This is a genomic window from Saccharopolyspora sp. NPDC000359 (assembly GCF_040300525.1).
Lineage (GTDB): Bacteria > Actinomycetota > Actinomycetes > Mycobacteriales > Pseudonocardiaceae > Saccharopolyspora.
Map to the genome: position 1 here is coordinate 1 of NZ_JBEPDU010000014.1, position 16,743 is coordinate 16,743.

22 protein-coding genes and 4 tRNA genes are annotated in these 16,743 nt (G+C 66.1%); 6 read left to right on the plus strand and 20 right to left on the minus strand.

The features are described from left to right. Nucleotides 1–441 precede the first annotated feature (441 nt). From ABT324_RS11490 to ABT324_RS11505, 4 genes are all read right to left on the minus strand, one after another. Nucleotides 442–516, minus strand: a tRNA-Val gene (locus tag ABT324_RS11490). Nucleotide 517: 1 nt separating this feature from the next. After that, nucleotides 518–589, minus strand: a tRNA-Cys gene (locus tag ABT324_RS11495). Nucleotides 590–636: 47 nt separating this feature from the next. Beyond that, nucleotides 637–709, minus strand: a tRNA-Gly gene (locus tag ABT324_RS11500). Nucleotides 710–851: 142 nt separating this feature from the next. Beyond that, nucleotides 852–1,277: an SsgA family sporulation/cell division regulator gene (locus ABT324_RS11505; protein WP_351175136.1), complete on the minus strand. Its 426-nt coding sequence runs from the start codon at nt 1,275–1,277 to the stop codon at nt 852–854. A 943-nt stretch (nt 1,278–2,220) separates the two neighbouring features. Between ABT324_RS11505 and ABT324_RS11510 the strand changes: the two genes are divergently transcribed. Together ABT324_RS11510 and ABT324_RS11515 are read left to right on the plus strand one after the other, a co-directional pair. Next, complete coding sequence (locus ABT324_RS11510) at nt 2,221–2,610, plus strand: TIGR02611 family protein (protein WP_351175365.1); 390 nt, start codon at nt 2,221–2,223, stop codon at nt 2,608–2,610. A gap of 58 nt (nt 2,611–2,668) precedes the next feature. Then, nucleotides 2,669–2,740, plus strand: a tRNA-Val gene (locus tag ABT324_RS11515). Between the two features lie 99 nt (nt 2,741–2,839). Here the strand turns inward: ABT324_RS11515 and ABT324_RS11520 are convergent. The 15 genes from ABT324_RS11520 to ABT324_RS11590 all read right to left on the minus strand — a co-directional run bounded on the left by ABT324_RS11520 (nt 2,840) and on the right by ABT324_RS11590 (nt 11,794). Continuing rightward, entirely contained in the window at nt 2,840–4,069 is a 1,230-nt protein-coding gene (locus ABT324_RS11520) for a tyrosine-type recombinase/integrase (protein ID WP_351175138.1), read from the minus strand. Next, nucleotides 4,069–4,239 (minus strand): helix-turn-helix domain-containing protein, encoded by a 171-nt coding sequence (locus ABT324_RS11525; RefSeq protein ID WP_351175140.1) that lies wholly within the window; start codon nt 4,237–4,239, stop codon nt 4,069–4,071. The genes ABT324_RS11520 and ABT324_RS11525 overlap by 1 nt, the downstream gene beginning before the upstream one ends. Before the next feature lie 2 nt (nt 4,240–4,241). Then, the gene (locus ABT324_RS11530; RefSeq protein WP_351175142.1) at nt 4,242–5,780 is read right to left on the minus strand and encodes a replication initiator; all 1,539 of its coding nucleotides are present in this window, start codon (nt 5,778–5,780) and stop codon (nt 4,242–4,244) included. A gap of 101 nt (nt 5,781–5,881) precedes the next feature. Continuing rightward, nucleotides 5,882–6,784: a hypothetical protein gene (locus tag ABT324_RS11535; RefSeq protein ID WP_351175144.1), complete on the minus strand. Its 903-nt coding sequence runs from the start codon at nt 6,782–6,784 to the stop codon at nt 5,882–5,884. 9 nt (nt 6,785–6,793) lie between these two features. Beyond that, nucleotides 6,794–6,985: a hypothetical protein gene (locus tag ABT324_RS11540; RefSeq protein WP_351175146.1), complete on the minus strand. Its 192-nt coding sequence runs from the start codon at nt 6,983–6,985 to the stop codon at nt 6,794–6,796. After that, entirely contained in the window at nt 6,985–7,245 is a 261-nt protein-coding gene (locus ABT324_RS11545; protein ID WP_351175148.1) for a hypothetical protein, read from the minus strand. Before ABT324_RS11545 ends, ABT324_RS11540 begins: the two co-directional genes overlap by 1 nt. Before the next feature lie 117 nt (nt 7,246–7,362). Continuing rightward, nucleotides 7,363–8,655 carry an FtsK/SpoIIIE domain-containing protein gene (locus ABT324_RS11550; protein WP_351175150.1) on the minus strand — a complete coding sequence of 431 codons (1,293 nt, stop codon included), beginning with the start codon at nt 8,653–8,655 and terminating at the stop codon, nt 7,363–7,365. 207 nt (nt 8,656–8,862) lie between these two features. After that, nucleotides 8,863–9,054, minus strand: a complete 192-nt coding sequence (locus ABT324_RS11555) for a hypothetical protein (protein WP_351175152.1) — start codon at nt 9,052–9,054, stop codon at nt 8,863–8,865. Between the two features lie 2 nt (nt 9,055–9,056). Beyond that, complete coding sequence (locus tag ABT324_RS11560) at nt 9,057–9,323, minus strand: hypothetical protein (protein WP_351175154.1); 267 nt, start codon at nt 9,321–9,323, stop codon at nt 9,057–9,059. Nucleotides 9,324–9,329: 6 nt separating this feature from the next. After that, nucleotides 9,330–9,533, minus strand: coding sequence for a hypothetical protein (locus tag ABT324_RS11565; RefSeq protein WP_351175156.1), 204 nt, complete (start codon nt 9,531–9,533; stop codon nt 9,330–9,332). After that, complete coding sequence (locus ABT324_RS11570; protein ID WP_351175158.1) at nt 9,530–9,754, minus strand: hypothetical protein; 225 nt, start codon at nt 9,752–9,754, stop codon at nt 9,530–9,532. Before ABT324_RS11570 ends, ABT324_RS11565 begins: the two co-directional genes overlap by 4 nt. 132 nt (nt 9,755–9,886) lie before the next feature. Continuing rightward, nucleotides 9,887–10,246: a hypothetical protein gene (locus ABT324_RS11575; protein WP_351175160.1), complete on the minus strand. Its 360-nt coding sequence runs from the start codon at nt 10,244–10,246 to the stop codon at nt 9,887–9,889. Between the two features lie 383 nt (nt 10,247–10,629). Beyond that, the gene (locus tag ABT324_RS11580; RefSeq protein WP_351175162.1) at nt 10,630–10,863 is read right to left on the minus strand and encodes a hypothetical protein; all 234 of its coding nucleotides are present in this window, start codon (nt 10,861–10,863) and stop codon (nt 10,630–10,632) included. Between the two features lie 115 nt (nt 10,864–10,978). Then, nucleotides 10,979–11,191, minus strand: a complete 213-nt coding sequence (locus ABT324_RS11585) for a hypothetical protein (protein WP_351175164.1) — start codon at nt 11,189–11,191, stop codon at nt 10,979–10,981. A gap of 243 nt (nt 11,192–11,434) precedes the next feature. After that, on the minus strand, nt 11,435–11,794 hold the full coding sequence (locus tag ABT324_RS11590) for a hypothetical protein (RefSeq protein ID WP_351175166.1): 360 nt from the start codon (nt 11,792–11,794) through the stop codon (nt 11,435–11,437). 168 nt (nt 11,795–11,962) lie between these two features. Between ABT324_RS11590 and ABT324_RS11595 the strand changes: the two genes are divergently transcribed. Next, nucleotides 11,963–12,730, plus strand: a complete 768-nt coding sequence (locus tag ABT324_RS11595; protein WP_351175168.1) for a GntR family transcriptional regulator — start codon at nt 11,963–11,965, stop codon at nt 12,728–12,730. Nucleotides 12,731–12,749: 19 nt separating this feature from the next. Further along, the gene (locus ABT324_RS11600; protein WP_351175170.1) at nt 12,750–13,418 is read left to right on the plus strand and encodes a YdcF family protein; all 669 of its coding nucleotides are present in this window, start codon (nt 12,750–12,752) and stop codon (nt 13,416–13,418) included. A 945-nt stretch (nt 13,419–14,363) separates the two neighbouring features. On the opposite strand, the gene ABT324_RS11605 is transcribed toward ABT324_RS11600, so the two are convergent. Continuing rightward, nucleotides 14,364–14,975, minus strand: a complete 612-nt coding sequence (locus ABT324_RS11605; protein ID WP_351175171.1) for a QsdR family transcriptional regulator — start codon at nt 14,973–14,975, stop codon at nt 14,364–14,366. Nucleotides 14,976–15,081: 106 nt separating this feature from the next. On the opposite strand from ABT324_RS11605, the gene ABT324_RS11610 reads away from it, so the two are divergent. After that, a complete protein-coding gene (locus ABT324_RS11610) occupies nt 15,082–16,053 on the plus strand; it encodes a phosphotriesterase family protein (RefSeq protein ID WP_351175173.1) in 972 nt (323 codons plus the stop codon). A gap of 75 nt (nt 16,054–16,128) precedes the next feature. Next, the gene (locus tag ABT324_RS11615) at nt 16,129–16,704 is read left to right on the plus strand and encodes a class I SAM-dependent methyltransferase (RefSeq protein WP_351175175.1); all 576 of its coding nucleotides are present in this window, start codon (nt 16,129–16,131) and stop codon (nt 16,702–16,704) included. The last annotated feature ends 39 nt before the right edge of the window (nt 16,705–16,743 follow it).

A 16,743-nucleotide genomic window follows, 5' to 3' on the forward strand; every position in this document is an offset into this window, starting at 1 on the left:
CTCCCCCGCCCCCCCCCGACATCTACCCCCACCTAATAACACTCTCCCCCCCCCCGCCGCTCTTCCGATCGCCGCGGCGGCCGGACCACGGGGTGCTCGCCGACGACGGCGAGCACCGCCAGTCCCAGGAGTGATCAGCTCACCGAGCCGACGTGCTGCCGCTCCGAGGAGTGAGGCGAGATCATCGGTGACTCGTGCTGCTCAGCAGAACGGAAGCCAGATTCCAGACGAAACAGCAGTTGGGCAGTGGCAGTGCCGACCCGTTGCTCGTCAACAACCATCCAGTGGTGCGTGGAGCTGAGAGCTTCGATCGAGTGATCCGAGTGGTGCCGCCACCCGCATCGGGGCAGGGCGGAAGGGCTAGAGATCAGATCGCGATTCGCTAGCTGACAGTCAGCCCGCCCCGTGGAAGAGCAGGGCCGTTGGCCCGTGAAGAAGAACTGGTGCGCGATACTGGGATTGAACCAGTGACCTCTACCGTGTCAAGGTAGCGCTCTCCCACTGAGCTAATCGCGCGAGGCGGAGGCGGGAATCGAACCCGCGTACAGGGCTTTGCAGGCCCTTGCCTAAGCCACTCGGCCACTCCGCCGGACTCCGCATCCACACCTGAGTCGGCTGGAACGCCAGAGGATCCAGAGCGGATGACGGGACTCGAACCCGCGACCCTCACCTTGGCAAGGTGATGCGCTACCAGCTGCGCTACATCCGCGTGCCTGCGACTTCCAGGTCCCGGGATCTGCCGGGGCCGTCCGCCGCGTTGCACAGAGAACTTTAGACCACGCCCGAGATCGCGATCAACGGGGGGTCCACCAGACGTTCGGCGCGGGCCGCGCCGAGCCTGTTGTTCCTGGTCAGCCGAGGTCGTGCGGCAGCAGCCTGGTCAGCGCCTCGTCGACGTCGACCCACAGGTTCTCGTTGCCGGGAACCACCACGTCGTAGGTGCGGTCGAGGAAGTCGGCCAGCTCCTGCGCGGAGGCCTCGAACACCGCGTGCCCCGACGGCGAGCTCAGCTCGACCGCCACGACCTCCGGGTCGTCGACGGCCGGGCGGATGGTCACATCGCCCTCACCGGCGTGCGCGATCAGCCCGTCGGCGAGCAGGTCGCGGGCGAACACCCACTCGACCCAGCCAGCGCGACCGGTGCGGAACGCGGCCACCACCGCGTACGGGTCCCGGGTGTCGTAGCGCAGCTCGACCTGGACCGGCACGGCAGGCGCCTGTGGAGCCAAGAGATCGAACACCGCTGTGGAACGCAGTGTGACGTGATCGTTACGCATTGTCCTCCCCTTTCTGCTCCCTCCCGGTCCTTCTATCGACCGAGCAACACAGTTGTGACGCCTCGACGGGCTCGCACGCTCGCGACTTTCGCTCAGATCACCCGTACGGGGCAGGGTGCACTTCGCTGGGCAATCAGTTGGATGCGCTGCGTGTTCGCGGTGGACTCCGGTTCGGGGTGGGCAGCGGCTCGCGCCCTTCGGGGGTGAAGTGCGTCGGGGCCGTTGCTCGCGCCAGCGGGGGAGCCGTTGCGAACGAGACATCGAGCCGCGGGGCCAGCACTCGATCGGTGACCACGCTCCGTTACTGCCAGCAACTGAGCGAATCGGTCCCGCTCCTGGTCCTCGACTCGTCGCCCCCGTCCCGCGGAACTCGCCTTCGCGTCCGGTTTGACCACCGGATTTGCCGCTCCGCCGAGTCAGCGCGACGTCCCCTCGAGAATAGGCGATCGACCGCCTCGGCTGGCCTGGCGCGCCGGTCGCAGGTGAGACGCTCGCCACGGCACATCCCCGTATTGGGCTAATGATGCTCGGCGTTTCGGTTACGTGACAGGCGTGTGGCCGAACGCCCGATCGAGAGCGCCGTCACACTGTGACCAGGATCGAAATGGTGGAACAGGGCCGAAGGGCCCGGCCGGGTGCCCTGCGGGCCATGAGACGGGTCACACTTCAGAGGTGGCCGGGGACGCGCCGACGTCCGACTGTCGGCTTGACAGTAGTCGCCCCGCGGCGGTCGTGTCGGAGTGCGCGAAACGCGCCCCGGAGCGCGGCGGGGTCGTATTCTGGCCGGGAGCTGGGCACCGTCGGCGAGACTGGTCCCGGCCACGACGAGCAAGCACGACCGGCAGGTGGAGCCCTGAGCGAGAAGACCGAGCCGGGATCCCGCCCCGCGGACCCCGCGACCGACGAACCCCGCAAGACCCGGCTGGGTGCGCTGCGCGAGCGACTGGCCGCGTTCCGCGAACGCGTCCGCAGCAAGCCGAGCTTCAACCTCGCCTACCGCGTGGCGATCGGCGTCATCGGCGGCCTGGTGCTCATCGCCGGCATCCTGATGATCCCGTACCCCGGCCCCGGCTGGCTCGTCGTCTTCGCCGGGCTCGGCATCCTCGCCACCGAGTTCCACTGGGCCGGGCGCGTCAACGCCTTCGCCAAGCGCCACTACCGCCGCTGGGTGGACTGGCTCGCCCGCCAGAACCTCGCCACCAAGCTCGCGGTGATGGGCGGCACCTGCGCGATCGTGCTGGTCACGCTGTGGATGCTCGGCATGTTCGGCACCGTCGGCGGCTGGTTCGGCCTGCGCTGGGAGTGGTTGGCCTCCCCCCTGTTCGGGCGCTGAAACCGGTCGTGTATTGTTCTTCGTGTCGCCAGGAACGGCGGCGGACACAACAGAACAAGGGCGATTAGCTCAGCGGGAGAGCGCTTCGTTCACACCGAAGAGGTCACTGGTTCGATCCCAGTATCGCCCACAGCGCGAAAGTCCTGGTCAGAGCTTCGTAAGAAGGCTCCAACCAGGACTTTCGGTTTTTCTCGGGGCCACCGCAGTCAGCAATTCGTCAGCAACCCGATCAGCGAAGTGGAATCCCGCTACTTGCGTCGCCCTCATCGTCGTCCGCTAGGGCGCGGAGAATACGTTCTCCGTCGTCGGTGCGGCGGGTGTACAGGTCGAGGGTGGTCGAGGACCGTTCGTGCCCCATGACGCGCTGGACCATGTTGACCGGTACACCTTCGTCAACGAGCCAGGTGGCGTAGGAGTGACGGAGATCATGGAACTTCAACCCGCCGGTAGCCCGCTTGGCGACCTCGAACACCGCGGCGTCGCGAGTGGCGAACTCGGAGGACCCAGCGGTGCCGTCCTGGTTGGTCCAGGTACCGATCCAGCCGTCCGCCGAAGTTGGGGTGAGCCCGCCGAGTAGCCCGGCCCGCACCAGGGAGGGTTTCCACACCCGCGACCGGAACAAAGTCCGCCGGAGCGGCTTACCGACGGTGTTGGAGAACACCAGTCCATCAGCCTGGGGTGGCCATCTGCGGAGGTGCTCGCCGATGATCTCGATCAGCCACGGCGGCAGGGGGACGGTGCGGCGTCCTGCCTTGGACTTCGGGAAGGACTTGAACGTGGTGTGGCCGCTGACCTCGGTGACGGTGCGGACGACGCTCAGGGTCCCGCCGTCGAGGTCGAGGGCGTCGGTGCAGAGCCCGGCGACCTCGCCCCAGCGCAAACCCGTCCCGGCGGCGGTGGCGATCACGCCTCGGTAGAAGTCCGGGACCGCAGGCAGGAGCCGAGCTCGCAGGTCGGCACGGCTGATGATCCGCTCATCGGTGTCGCGGGTGCGCTTCTTCGGGATCCGTACCTCCTCAGCCGGGTTGAACGGGATCAGCCGGTTGCGCACCGCCGACTTGAGCACGCTGGAGGCCAGCCGGTAGCACTCCACGACCGTGGCACGGGAACGCTTCTCGCAGAGCTCGCTGATCCAGGCCTGCACGGCCATGTGGTCGATCTTGGCCAGCGGCCACGCACCCCACTGGGGCAATACGTGGTTGCGCATGATCGAAGCATCGCGGGCCGCGGTGGTGGCCTCGGTGTTCCAGGTGTCCATCCAGCGCTGGGCGTGCTCGCCGAAGGGGATACGTCCGGCATGTGGGGAAACGTAGGCACCCTGGGCTTTCTGGGTCTCGATCTGGGCCAAGAACGTGGCGGCCTCGCGCTTGGTGCGGAAGGTCTTGGCGCGTTGCTTGCCCTCCGGATCACGCCAGTTGGCCCGCCACTTGCCGTTGGGGGTGGAGTTGACGAATCCCATCAGGCACCCTCCCCAGCCAACCACGCGTCGAAGCGGGCCTTGGGAATGATCCACCGCTTGCCCAGCCGCATCGACGGGATTGCCCCCTCACGTACCTGCTCATAGGCAACACTGCGGGACACGCCGAGCACCCCGGCGATCTCGTCCACTGTGTAGGTCTGGCGTTCCATAGCTAGTCCTTCCTTTCGCTGTCGTACTTGCGTTTCCGCACTGCCCGCTGCCCCTCGGCGATCGCGGCGGCGAGTTCGCGTTCTTCGGGGGTGCGGTGGCCGACGCTGGTCATGGACCAGTCGTTGATCACGGTGATCGAGTCGGTGTCGGTGATGCCGAGTTCGGCGAGGGTGTGTTCGTGCTGGTAGCGGCGGCGGTCCTCGCGGATCTGGCGGAAGGGCACCGAGTAGTGCTTGCTCTTGGTGAGGAAGTGGCCGCGGAAGCCGAGCATGTGTGCCCAGTGCCGCAGCTTGAGCGCGTCCAGCGGGTCGGGCTTGTCGTCTGCTTCGGGGTGCAGGAAGTGCTGGCGGGTGGTGCGGGTGACCTCGCCGCCGTTGTCGCAGGTGGCGCAGTACTGGGCGTGGGTGCGTTGCTGGCAGCCGCAGCCTTCGGGCCGGTGGGGGCCGTGAGGGTGGCAGTCCGGGCACGGCACCGGCGCGACCAAGTCCCACGCGGTCTGGATGATCTTGCGGTGGTGGGCGCTGACCGTGAGGCGGTCGATATCGGCTTGGGAGCGGATGCGGCGGTCCGCGGCCTGACTGGCGCTGGTGCCCTTGGTGGCGTACTTGGCCACGTAGGAGGCCAACCGGTCATCGGTGATCACCCCGGAGGTGTTCTCGACCTCCGCGGCCTGCGCAGGCCGAATGGGGCGGATGTCGAGCTGGTCGCCGAACGCCAGCTGCCAGCGCTGACCGCCGACGTCGGGGGAAGTCATCGTGACGTTGGCGTGGGCAGCGCGGACAGCTTCGGCCAGCGCGTCGATGCCGCCCCACGGCGGGGTGGGGTCCTTGGAGCCTGCGGGGCCATCGAGGCGGATCACGGCGTGGAAGTGGATGACACCGCGGCGCTGGAACTCGGCGACCTTGGCGAACGAGAGCCGGGCGTGCTTGTTGAAGTCGGCTTGCCGGAACCCGGCGGCCTCGGCCAGGTGGCGCTTGAGGTAGGTGATGAAGCGGTGCCACAGCGCCCCGGCGTGGGCCTGCCACAGCACGTGCCCGATGTAGTCGTAGGAGGCGGGGTTCAGCGGCTGGCCTAGAGCGGGGTCGTCGGGGTGGTGGAACTGCCCGCACCGGCAGGGCAGGGCCTTGCCGTGGGGTGCGCGGCGGTTGTGCACCGGCCCGAACGACGGTGCGGTGAGGGTGACGAACAGCCGCGGCTTGTCGGCCACCTCGGTGGGGACGCCCTTGGTTCCTCCGGCCAGGCCCGCCTTGAGCAGGTGGTAAGCGTCAGCGGCGTAACGGTCGGAGCAGGCGACGCAGACGGATTCACGGCGGTTGCCGCAGGGGATGAGGACGTGGCCGGTGCGGTTGGTCAGCACTTGTCCGGTGCCGGAGTCCTGCAGTGCCCATGAGCCGGACAGCCGGATTGGTTGAGTGCAGCCTCCGGTGGCGGTGACCGCGGTACGCCACTGCTGGAAACCCGCAGCGCGGGCACGGCGCTGCATGCCGTCCGCATTGATGCGGGCGTAGGTGGTGTGGTCGAGTAGCGGAACTCCGGGCACGGGTGCCCACCTCCTCACGCAAGAAAAGGGGCGGGACACCGCCTGAGCTCGTACTCGGTGGTGCCCCGCCGAGCTGGAACAGGTTGTGCGGTATGGGGTTGTCAGGCCACGGTGTGGCCGTTGGTGCGGTAGCTCGTGGCGACTTGTGCTGCCATGTCGTCGGGAAGCTTGACGACCTTTTGCACGTCGGCGGCGGTGAACTCCCGGCCCTCGCGGAGTGCGTGGGCGTGGGCGGTGTCGATCGCCTGGATCATCTGCGGGGGTAGCTTGGGCCCTCGCTTGACCGCTGTGACTGCCGCAGGTGGTGCCGGTGCGAGCTCGGGTTCAGCCTCCGGCACAGGTTCCGGTTCTGGCGTAGGTGCCGGTGTCGATGGTGCTGGTTCCGGTCCTGGTTCCGGCGCGGGGGCCGGTTGGTGTTTGTCGGCTTCGGCGTATCCGTTGAGGACGGCTTCGCGTGCCCGGGCTTGGATGACGGGGATGACCTCGGCCAGCGCGTAGACGATTACCGGGATGATCGCGTGCACAAGCGCGGAACCGGGGTTGAAGCTTCTCCAGTCGGTGAGTAGCGGCACGAGCTGGGGGATGACGTTCATGAACAACGTCGAGGCCAACAGCACATGCTTGAGCCGGGACCACCACGGGTGATCGGCTTCGATGCCGTGGGAGAGGATCACCGCTTCGAAGTTGAGCAACACGATGAGCAACCCGGCGAACATCGGCTCGACCGTCCAAGCAGCCCACCACAGCGGGTCGGCCAGGGTGGTGTCCCCGGCTAGGAACCGCTGCACGCCCGCGGTGGTGAACGCGAGTCCGAGGGAGAGGAAGAACCACAGTCCCGTCAGGGTGCGCCGACGACGGCGCTCGATCTCCACCGCCACCAAGTCGGGATTGCGGACCAGTCCGCGCAGCTGGCTTGCTTCGGCGATCTGGTCCCGCAACCGCTGGACCCGCTTGGTCTCGCCCGCCTCGGGCCCGTCCGTGTGCTGTGCGCGGCGGTCACGCATCGGTGCCTCCTAATCGCGGCGGGGGGCGAACAGGGCGTAGAGGCCCCGCACGATCATGATCACGATGATGGCTCCGGCGATGGCGTAGCCGGGGCCGACCAGCAGCCAGACCAACGCCAGCACCCCGGTGGTGATCAGCAGTAGGAGCAGGATGGTCTTGATCGCCTTGCCGGTCAGTTCAACGTGGACAACGGGACCCATCAGCGCGTTCCTTCCTGGTCGGTGAACGAGGGTTGGTGAGTGGCTTCGGCGCGGCGTCGCTCGATCTCGGCAAGTGCCGCGGCCCCATCGGCGAGCAGTTCCCGGAACTGATCAGGGCTCATCCGGCAAGCCGTACCGGGCTTGGTGTCGTCGGTAGGCCACGTGATCGCGATCCCGACACCCGTGCTCACCGGGTGGATGGAGACGATCGCCTCAGGGTGGCCCGCGTAGAAGTACCGGGTCGGCGGGAATGGGGTCATCAGTCCTCCTCTTCGAACGGGTCGTAGTCCTGCGGGGGTTCGGGCGGCGGCGGGATGTCGTCGGGTTCACCGGGATTCGGATTGGACATGGTGGTTTCCTTTCTGTGCCAATGTGTTTCAGGCGGCTTGCTCGTCGTCGGTGTCCTCGTCGCGGTGGAGGGGGACAACGTTGGACTGGGGGTCGGGGGTGCAGGTGCGCACCAGTTCGGTGATGTCGTCGTCGGTGGGGTATCCGGCGCGCACTCGGATGGGGCGGCGGGTGTACTTGTCCACGCGGAACCCGACCCCGGCGTGCTCAGCGTCGGCGGGGATCTCGTCAGCCAGCGCGCCCTTCTGGCGCATGCCCTCGCCCAACACCATGTCGGCGTGGTTTTCGGCGGTGGTGCGCAGGCACACGCGGCGGGTGAACAGGTCCCGGACCGGAACGATGTCCTTGGTGGGTTCCTGCACGTAGGAGCAGATTCCAAAGCCCGGCGCGCGCCCTTGGGTCATGACCTCGGCCATGAGCTTGATCGCCGCGCGGGTGGTGCCGGAGCTGCCGAGTGCAGTCATCATGGCCAGCTCATCGATCATCAGCAGCCGGAACGGCGTCTGCTGGCTGACGGTAAAGTTCCGCAGCCCTTCGGCGGCCAGGTGGCGCTGGGTGGCCTTCATGTCGTTGCGGAAGGCCTCGATGACCTCCAGGCCGTCGTCTGGGTCGTCGGCGTAGCGGTGGAAGAGTTGTCGGTGGCTGCCCGCGGTCATGCCGCCCTTGAGGTCGAGGAAGTCGACCTGAACCAGGCCGTCTCGGATTGCCGGGCCCATCGCTAGCAGCGGATTCCAGATCAGCGAGTCCTTACCCGAGCCCGTTGCGCCGCACACCAGCAGGTGGTTTCCGCCGATGAGCGGTTCGGTCCAGTCGTTGCCGTGCTCGTCCTCGCCCATGTACAGGGCGGAGAGGTCAACATCGGAGGCTTCAGCGGGGATCTCCGCGGGGGCGACGATCTCGGTGAACGGGTTGCCGCGGACCACAGTCAGGGCGATCACGCCAGGCTTGACCTTGGTAATTCCGAGCGCGTCGGCCCGCAGTGCCATTGCCAGTTCATCCTGGGCGTCCTGGAACCGCCTGACCGATTGGCCACGCAAGATCCTGACGTACAGGGTGTCAATCGACGGCGACGCCGAGCGCACCCGCAGCAGGCGGGGAACCTCGACGTGGCCGGTGCGGCGGTTCTCCCGTCCGAACTCGCAATCGATCATGATTCCGCGCCAGCGTCTGCCGACGTAGCGCACCCAGCGGTGCCGGAACGCCCGCAGCCACGGCGCGGCATGCCGGTCAAACGTCGACGGGTGTCCGCGGTACCAGGACAGGCCCGCCGCGCCGAGCCCGGCCAACACGCCCGCAGTGGTCACCGGCCCCAGCTCGACCATGCTCGTGCCCAGCGCAACCGGGGCCGTGGTCATGCCGGGGTGGCGGGCCATCCATCCGGCCGCGCGCCACTCGATGCCCTTGCGGCGAGACTCCTTGCCCATCACTGATCAACTCCTGTAATGCTTTCAGCGGAAATCAAAAACAAACGGGGCTCGACTACCGGTCTCAGGTAGCCGAGCCCCGCGGGTGGTGCGGTGCGCCGTGTGTCAGTCGACCTTGATGTAGGGCGCGATGTCCTCCAGGTCGACCTTGTAGTTAGCCACCTGGCGGGCCAGCTCGTCGTGCTCGCGCTTGAACCCGGCCGTGCGAACCTGAATCCCGGCCATGGCCTCGCGGAGCTTCTTCATCGCCTTGTCGACGTCCTCGATCACGGCATCGATCTGGAACCTGCGTGCCATGCTCACACCCTCCATCCGCGCGAAACCAGTTCCTTCTCCCATTCCACCGTCGAGTTGTGCAGCGTGTTCAGCTGCGCCACCGCCTTCTCGTAGGCGGCCTTCACCTCTTCCTTGGACGGCACTTGCCATCCAGCCTCCTCCCGCGACGGCTCCTTGATCTTCTTGTGGAGCTTGGCGGCCTCGCCCAGCGCGATCCGGACGACCTCCATCGCGTTGTGCAATTCCTGGTACTTGTTCATCGCGCGCCTGTTCAGCGCCTGTACCTGCACTGCCGATCACTCTCCCTCGTCGATTTGTCGGTACAATTCCCGTTCGAATTCCAAGCACACGACGTTCAGGTGATCCATAAGCGTCGTGAACTCCTTCAGTTCGGAAAACTCCTCGCCCCCTCGGCGGTGGGACAGAAAGCAATCCTCCAACGAAATTAGCCGGTTCATGGACTCGTTGGCCCGTCGGAGCAGGTCTTCGAGATCGCTCACGACAGCCGCCTTTCCAACGCTTCCATGTTCCGCGCGGCCCACGCCCGCATCGCATCCAGCAACTCAAGCAGATCTGCCCGCGCGTTGTGCACCCGCAAGGAGCACCGCAACACCGTGAAATTCTCCAACTCCTTGGTGAAGAAAGCGACCTCGGAATGCACATCTTGGAGGATCTTGTACAGCCTCTGGTCAGTCGTCGCCGGACCATCCGGCGAACCCACCGGAGCCAGTCGACACACGCGACATGCGGGATCATCCGAATCCGGTTTGCAAAACTGCGAACACCTTTCCATTCTCGAACCTTTCCCGATCAGCGCCACGACAATTCCGTGACGGTGGAGCCCGCTCGTGTCTCACGCCGCCTTCCACGGATTCGTCAACGCGCTCCACCGATACGAGGCTTTGCGCGACCTGCAGGGCACCAGCACCGACCGCGCCGGGCCCTCATACCGCCCGTAGCGCACCTGGTGGGTGCCGCCCACCTCCAGCCACCGGGACTCGATCAGCTGGTGCACCGCTGCATCCACCTCCGCGGTCACCTTCTCCACCTCATCACCGGTCGTCCGCTGGTAGACCTCCTCCCGAAACCGGCCCACCAGCACGAACCCCGGCGACGTCGCCAGGCGCAATACCTGCTCGATGACGGCCATGTCATTGACCACCGCACGCGGGGACCGCCGCGCCTTGAGCGGGACCACCGGGTTACCGAACAAGTCAGTCTCCTCGATCACCGGCGATCACCGCCCGAGCCCAAACAGCCGGAACCGTGAAAACCCACACCGTCAAAACCCCGCATCTGCCCACTCCTCACTGAGGGCCTCGAATGCATCGGTCGCGTTCGCTAGATCTGACCGCGGTGCCAGCGTTACCAACAGGCCCCCAACCCCTCGTCCCGGAAGGCGGAGGGAGCACGATTCGACCTCGGACTCAATCGCGCGGACCTTCCTTGTGAGCTTGGCAAACCATGCAGAAGACGAATTCGCGCCCCTCATTACTCACCCCTTGCCCTGACTCTGGGCGCAGAACTCGTCGTGCGAGTGCCGGTAACCCCGATCGGCGATCCAACACGCCGGGCAGTACTGCAACGACACGACAATCACTCCTTCTCAATCTCGGCTTCGGACTCGAACGTGTTCAGCCACACCTTCAGCGCGGAACACATTTGGTGCATCTCCGCGAGGAGAACACCGCTCGGCCGAACAAACTGCTCACCCGCAGCGGAAATCATGGCCGACCCGTCCTCAAAGGCACCGGCGGCCTTCTCGATGCTCTCCCACGCCGTCACATAGGCGCGAAGCATCTGCCCGTATTGCCTCCTCGAAATCGTCATTTAAAACCCCTTTCGTGTTGAAAAAACCATGAAGACCCCCGGAACAAGACGCCGGGGGTCAACATCATCAATCAACACGCGAACAACCACAGGTATATTCGATTCTCGAAAGCTGTCAGCGGACCAAATCGAAGTCCGGGTCTTTCCGCTGACGGCTGATCGCGAAGCGGCTCAGCGCACGGAATCCCGTAACGCTGATCTCTCCGGACTCGGTCACCATCCCGAACTTCCGCAGCCCGGCGGCCACGTCCGACCGCGTATCGGCCGGAATCCGCAACTCGCAGTTCATCGCCGCCGACCACAGGGCGTGAAAACGGTCGCTGGTCATCAACCATCGAGTCGCAGTGGTTCCCACCATGTCAGCCACTCCTTTTCTCTGCTGGAGACCATGAAGACCCCCGGCGCTGAAAAGAAACGCCGCTCATCCGGGGGTCAATAAGGCCTCCCCGACGCACAAATAAGCGCCGAAGAAGACATAGCTCGGCCCACTCTGGAATTCTCAAACAACACAGCCAAACGGCTCAGAAGGTGGAACTCAGAAAAGCGAATTCATTCGAACGCAAGGCGAGGCTCAGGCCGCGGGCTTCAAACCCAGGGCCTTGAACGAGATGCCCGAAGAAACCCGACCCTTACCCTCGATCTGCCACGGGCTCACCGTCGCGCCGACCAACTCGACGTAGGTACCTCGCGAGAAGCCCTCACCCGGGTCCGCGGTCAGGGTCACCTTGATCTCCTCACCCTTCTCCGCGTACTGGCCCTCCTGCGGACGCTTCTTCGCGAACAGCGACACCACGAACTGGTTCACACCCTCGCGGTCGGTGACCGGCTTCAACTCGCCCGTCTCCTCGTCCTCGCGCATCTTGATCGACGGAACCTCCGTGACCATCAGGTCGTAACCCTGCATGTTGACCGGGATGTTCTTCAGCGCCATGACTTGCCTCCGAGTGGCTCTGTGGTTTGGTTCGCGACCTCTTAGGTCTACATCTATTAGACACTGCGCCCCGGCGTCTGTCAATAGATGTACATCTAATGACTCGTTGGACGGTGTCGCCGGGATAGAGGTACGGTTATCTCCGCTGGTCAGAAGGAGGGCATAGGCGTGGGAACTGGCTACAAGGAGGTCGCCGCTGAGCTGCGGCAAGCGATCGAAGGTGGGGAGTACCCGCCCGACTCGACCTTGCCCAAGCAGAAGGAGCTTGCTGAGCGCTACGACGTCAACCTCGGAACCGTGCGCAAGGCCATCGCAGTCCTTGAAGCAGAGGGGCTCGTGACCCCGGTGCGCCGACGCGGCACTGTCGTACGGAGCAGACCGCCAATGCGGAGGCTCGGCGCGGACCGCTACGCCAAGAGCAAATGGAAGTTCGGCAACGTCGTGGCGTTCGCCGCGGACCGCGAGGCTTCAGGGCGGAAGTGGACGCCTCAAGATCAAACCAATGAGGTCCGAAAAACTGAGGCGGACCAGGAGGTGGCCGGCGCGCTGGGGCTCGATGTTGGAGCGCCTGTGTACGAGCGTGCTCGACTCGTCAAAGATCAGGGAACACCGACACACACGTTGACGAGCTACTACCGGCCGGACGATGTCGAGGGGACCCCCTTGGTTGACCCAACGGCCGGACCAGCGGGGCGTGGAGGAGGATTCGCCGTCCTGACCATTCAGGGACTCGAACCCGACACGATCAGCGAGACCGTCTACGCGAGGATGCCGACCCCCGAGGAGGCTGCGACGCTGGAACTTCCGGCCGGTGAACCGGTTGTGATCCTGAACCGGGTGACATCCACTGCAAGTGGCCGGGTGGTCGAATTTGCCCGCGGAGTGCACTCGGCTTCGCGGTTTGCCTGGTCATACACATTCAAGATCCCCGACTGAGCTGAGGCAGAGAACCACGATGAACGCGCCGACAGTGGAAGTTCCGGAGAGCCTGCGGGCGGATGTAGAGCAGCTGTGGGACTACCACGACCTTCACCATGAGGTTCGCCACTGCGATGTAGGTGTGGGCCTAGGCAGCCACGATCTCGGTGTAGCCGACCATGTCGTCGACCTCTACCGAGCAGGGAGCTTTCCCCTGATCGTGTTCACCGGTGCGAACGCTCCGACGACGGTGGGCCGCTTCCCCCGGGGTGAAGCTGTGCACTACCGCGAGCACGCCATTGAGCTTGGGGTCCCAGACTCGGCGATCCTGGTTGAGTCGCGGGCGACCAATACGGCCGAGAACATCGAGTACACCCGAGAGCTGCTGGGGGCGAAGGGCATTCCCGTTAGCTCCTTGCTGTTGGTATCGCGTCCCTACCAGCAGCGCCGAGCGTTCGCCACAGCTAAGAAGATCTGGCCAGAGGTCGAGATCGTGTGCAGCTCGCAGCGCTTGCCGTTGGACGAGTACGTGCGCGCCATCGGAGACGTTAGCCGGGTGATCAACATGCTCGTCGGAGACACCCAGCGCATCACCGTCTACGCGGAACGCGGCTTCGCGATCCCCCAAGATGTCCCGGCGGAGGTCGATGCCGCGTACCGCCGACTCGTTGACGCTGGCTACGTCTCCAGGCTTGTCCCCGCCTAGGCATTCGCCTACCGCGACGCTCGTGTTCAGAGTTTCTTTTCTTCATCAAGGGCGGCCCCTGCGGGGCCGCCTGCCTGCGGTTTCCGAGCCCGGCGCAGCGGGGCCCCGCCGGGGGCCCGCCTCCGGCACCCCGGCACCCCGCGCGCCGGGCAGATCGGAAGGCAGGCGGCCCCGCGCCACCAAGGGGCACGCTTGATCGCAAAGAGATGTCCTCGCCGGACGGGCAGGTCTCCGAGGTGAGGGTTCAAGATCGAACACTGCGGTTCGGTCGTGGCTGCTCTGCCCTCACCCCATCGACCTCCCACAGGGCTATCAGGCCGCGTCAAGGGGGCAAGCTCCCGCGGAGGCGTAACGTCGACATCGGATGTTGCCCCCTTGACACGACCTGATCGGTCTTCGACAGGTCGACGGGGTGAGGGCAGAGGCCCTCCCTCGTAGGTGGGAAGGACAGCCGTCGAGTCAGTAGGAAGTCAGCACGAGCAGCGGTCGCGCCTACTACTGATCAGCACGAAACAGCAGGTCAGCCGGACGCGCTAGCACTGGGCGGCACCACAAAATACCAGGTCAGCACCTGATCGCATCATTCACACCGAAGAGGTCACTGGTTCGATCCCAGTATCGCCCACTCGAAAATCCCCCAGGCTTGCTTCGCTTGGGGGTTTTTCTTCGTCATTCGTTGTGGGGGGCCCGAGCCCCCACGCCCCCCACGGTGCGGTGGGGGTTTCGTTGGCTCCTTGCGTGGGGTGGCGTTCCCGGCCTGGGTTGGGGACCAGCGTGTGTTGCCTTGCTTCGCTGCGGCCATTCCGGGGCCGTGTCTTGCTTCGCTGCGGCTGCTTGGGGGCTGTTCTTGGGGTGGCTTGCTTCGCTGCGACTGGTTTTGGGGCGGTTGGGGGTTTGCTTCGGTCTGCTTGGGGTTTGCTTCCTTGTGGTTGGGGTGGGGTGGGGTTATTGGGTCTTGGGGGTTGTTAGGAGAGTTCTTGTCAGTTCTAGGGCTGTTCCTATTTCTGGGTTGGGGTGGCCTAGTAGGGGGGCGTAGAGGTGGGGGTCGCACATGCGGACCACCGCTTGGGCCAGGACCTGTGGGGGTAGGGGTAGGTGGAGGTTGTTGGTGGTTTGTTCGGTGGTGAGGAGTTCTGCCAGTAGGCGGGCGCTGGTTCGTTCCACCGGGCCTGGGAGCAGGGCAAGGCGGGTGAAGAGGAGGGGTTCCCTCCTGGCCAGGGCTTGGAGGGGTTCCGCTTCGGCCACCGCGCGCATCCAGCGGTCCAGCACGTCGAGGATCCGGTCCGCTCCGGTCCTCGTCGTGCCGCGGGCCGCCACTGATCGGAAGGTGCGCTCTGTTTGTTCGGCCAGGATCGTGGAGACGAGTTCTTCGCGGTTGGCGACCAGGCGGTAGAGCGTTGAGCGGCTGATGGCGAGTTCTTCCGCCAGGGCGGACATGTCCAGCGGTTCGCACGCCAGGTAGGCGCGGGTGGCCGCGTCGAGGGCGGCTCGGCGGCTCAGCTCGGTGCCTAGGCGTGGGCCTGTCCGGGGGCGAACCGGTCGTCGCTTGTCGCTCACGGGTCGAGTATGGGACAAACCTTGACTTTGTTCCAAAGGTGGCACAGACTTTCGATCTGTTCCAGTTGTGGCACAGGTTACAAGCGTGTTCCAGGAGGTACCCGCGATGGCGGAAGCCCGCACCGTCCGTGGCCCGGTTCCGGTCGACCAGCTCGGGGCGACGCTCATGCACGAGCACGTCTTCGTCCTCGGTGCGGAGATGCGGCAGAACTACCCCGACTACCCGAACCGCTGGGACGAGGACGAGCGGATCGCCGACGCCGTCGACAAGCTGCGCCAGTGCAAGGCGCGCGGGGTGGACACCATCGTCGACCCGACCGTGATCGGCCTGGGCCGCTACCTGCCGCGCATCCAGCGGATCAACGAGCAGGTCGACATCAACATCGTGGTGGCCACCGGGGTCTACACCTACGACGAGGTCCCGATCCAGTTCCACCACACCGGCCCGGGGCTGCTCTTCGACGCACCCGAGCCGATGGTGGACCTGTTCGTCACCGACATCCGCGAGGGGATCGCCGACACGGGTGTCAGGGCAGCCTTCCTCAAGTGCGCCATCGACGAGCGGGGCCTGACCCCGGGTGTGGAGCGCGTGATGCGGGCGGTCGCGCAGGCGCACGTCGAGACCGGTGCGCCGATCACCGTGCACACCAGCGTGCACAACCAGTCCGGGTTGGTCGCGCAGAAGGTGCTCGCCGAGGAGGGGGTCGACCTGACCAAGGTCGTCATCGGGCATTCGGGGGACAGCACCGACCTGGACTACCTGCGCGCCATCGCCGACGCGGGCTCCTACCTCGGGATGGACCGGTTCGGGCTCGACGTCCTGCTGCCGTTCGAGCAGCGGGTCGACACCGTCGCCGAGCTCGCGAAGCGGGGCTACGCGGAGAAGATGGTGCTCTCGCACGACGCCTCGTGCTTCATCGACTGGTTCCCCGAGGAGTCCAAGGTCGCCGCCGTGCCGAACTGGATCTACACCCACATCAGCGACGACGTGCTGCCCGCGCTGCGGGAGCGGGGCGTGACCGAGGACCAGATCACCACGATGCTGGTGGAGAACCCGCGCCGCTACTTCTCGGCGTGACACCGGCGCACAACTGTCCACAGCGGAGGGCAGCGCCGTTGGTGGTGGCCGGTCGGCGCATGTGAGGATCGGGGCATGTTTCGAGGAACCGGACGCACCCCGGGCGGACCAGTCGAGTGGGACGGGCGCGACTACCAGCGGCGCTTCGACGAGCTCGCGGCGTCCGGGGCGGACGTGCACGGTGAGGCCGACCTGGTGCGTTCCTTCTCCCCGGCGAGCGTGCTCGACGCCGGGTGCGGGACCGGGCGGGTGGCCATCGAGCTGGCCCGGCACGGCATCGAGGTGGTCGGGGCCGACCTGGACCGCTCGATGCTGGCCACCGCCCGGCGGCTGGCGCCGCAGATCCCCTGGGTCTGCGCCGACCTGGTCGGGCTCGACCTCGGGCGGACCTTCGACGTGGTCGTCATGGCCGGCAACGTCCCGTTGTTCACGCGTCCCGGCACGCAGCCTGAGCTCGTGGCGAGCGTGGCCCGCCACGTGCGCCCCGGTGGTCGGCTCATCGCCGGGTTCAGCCTCGACCGCGGCTACCGGGTCGCCGACTACGACGAGCACGCCGCCGCGGCCGGGTTGACGTTGGCCGAGCGGTTCGCCACCTGGGACCGGGCGCCCTTCGACGGCGGCGACTACGCCGTGTCGGTGCACACCCGCTGACCGCCGCTGCGCCGGGGATCACGGGGAGCGCGGTCTCTA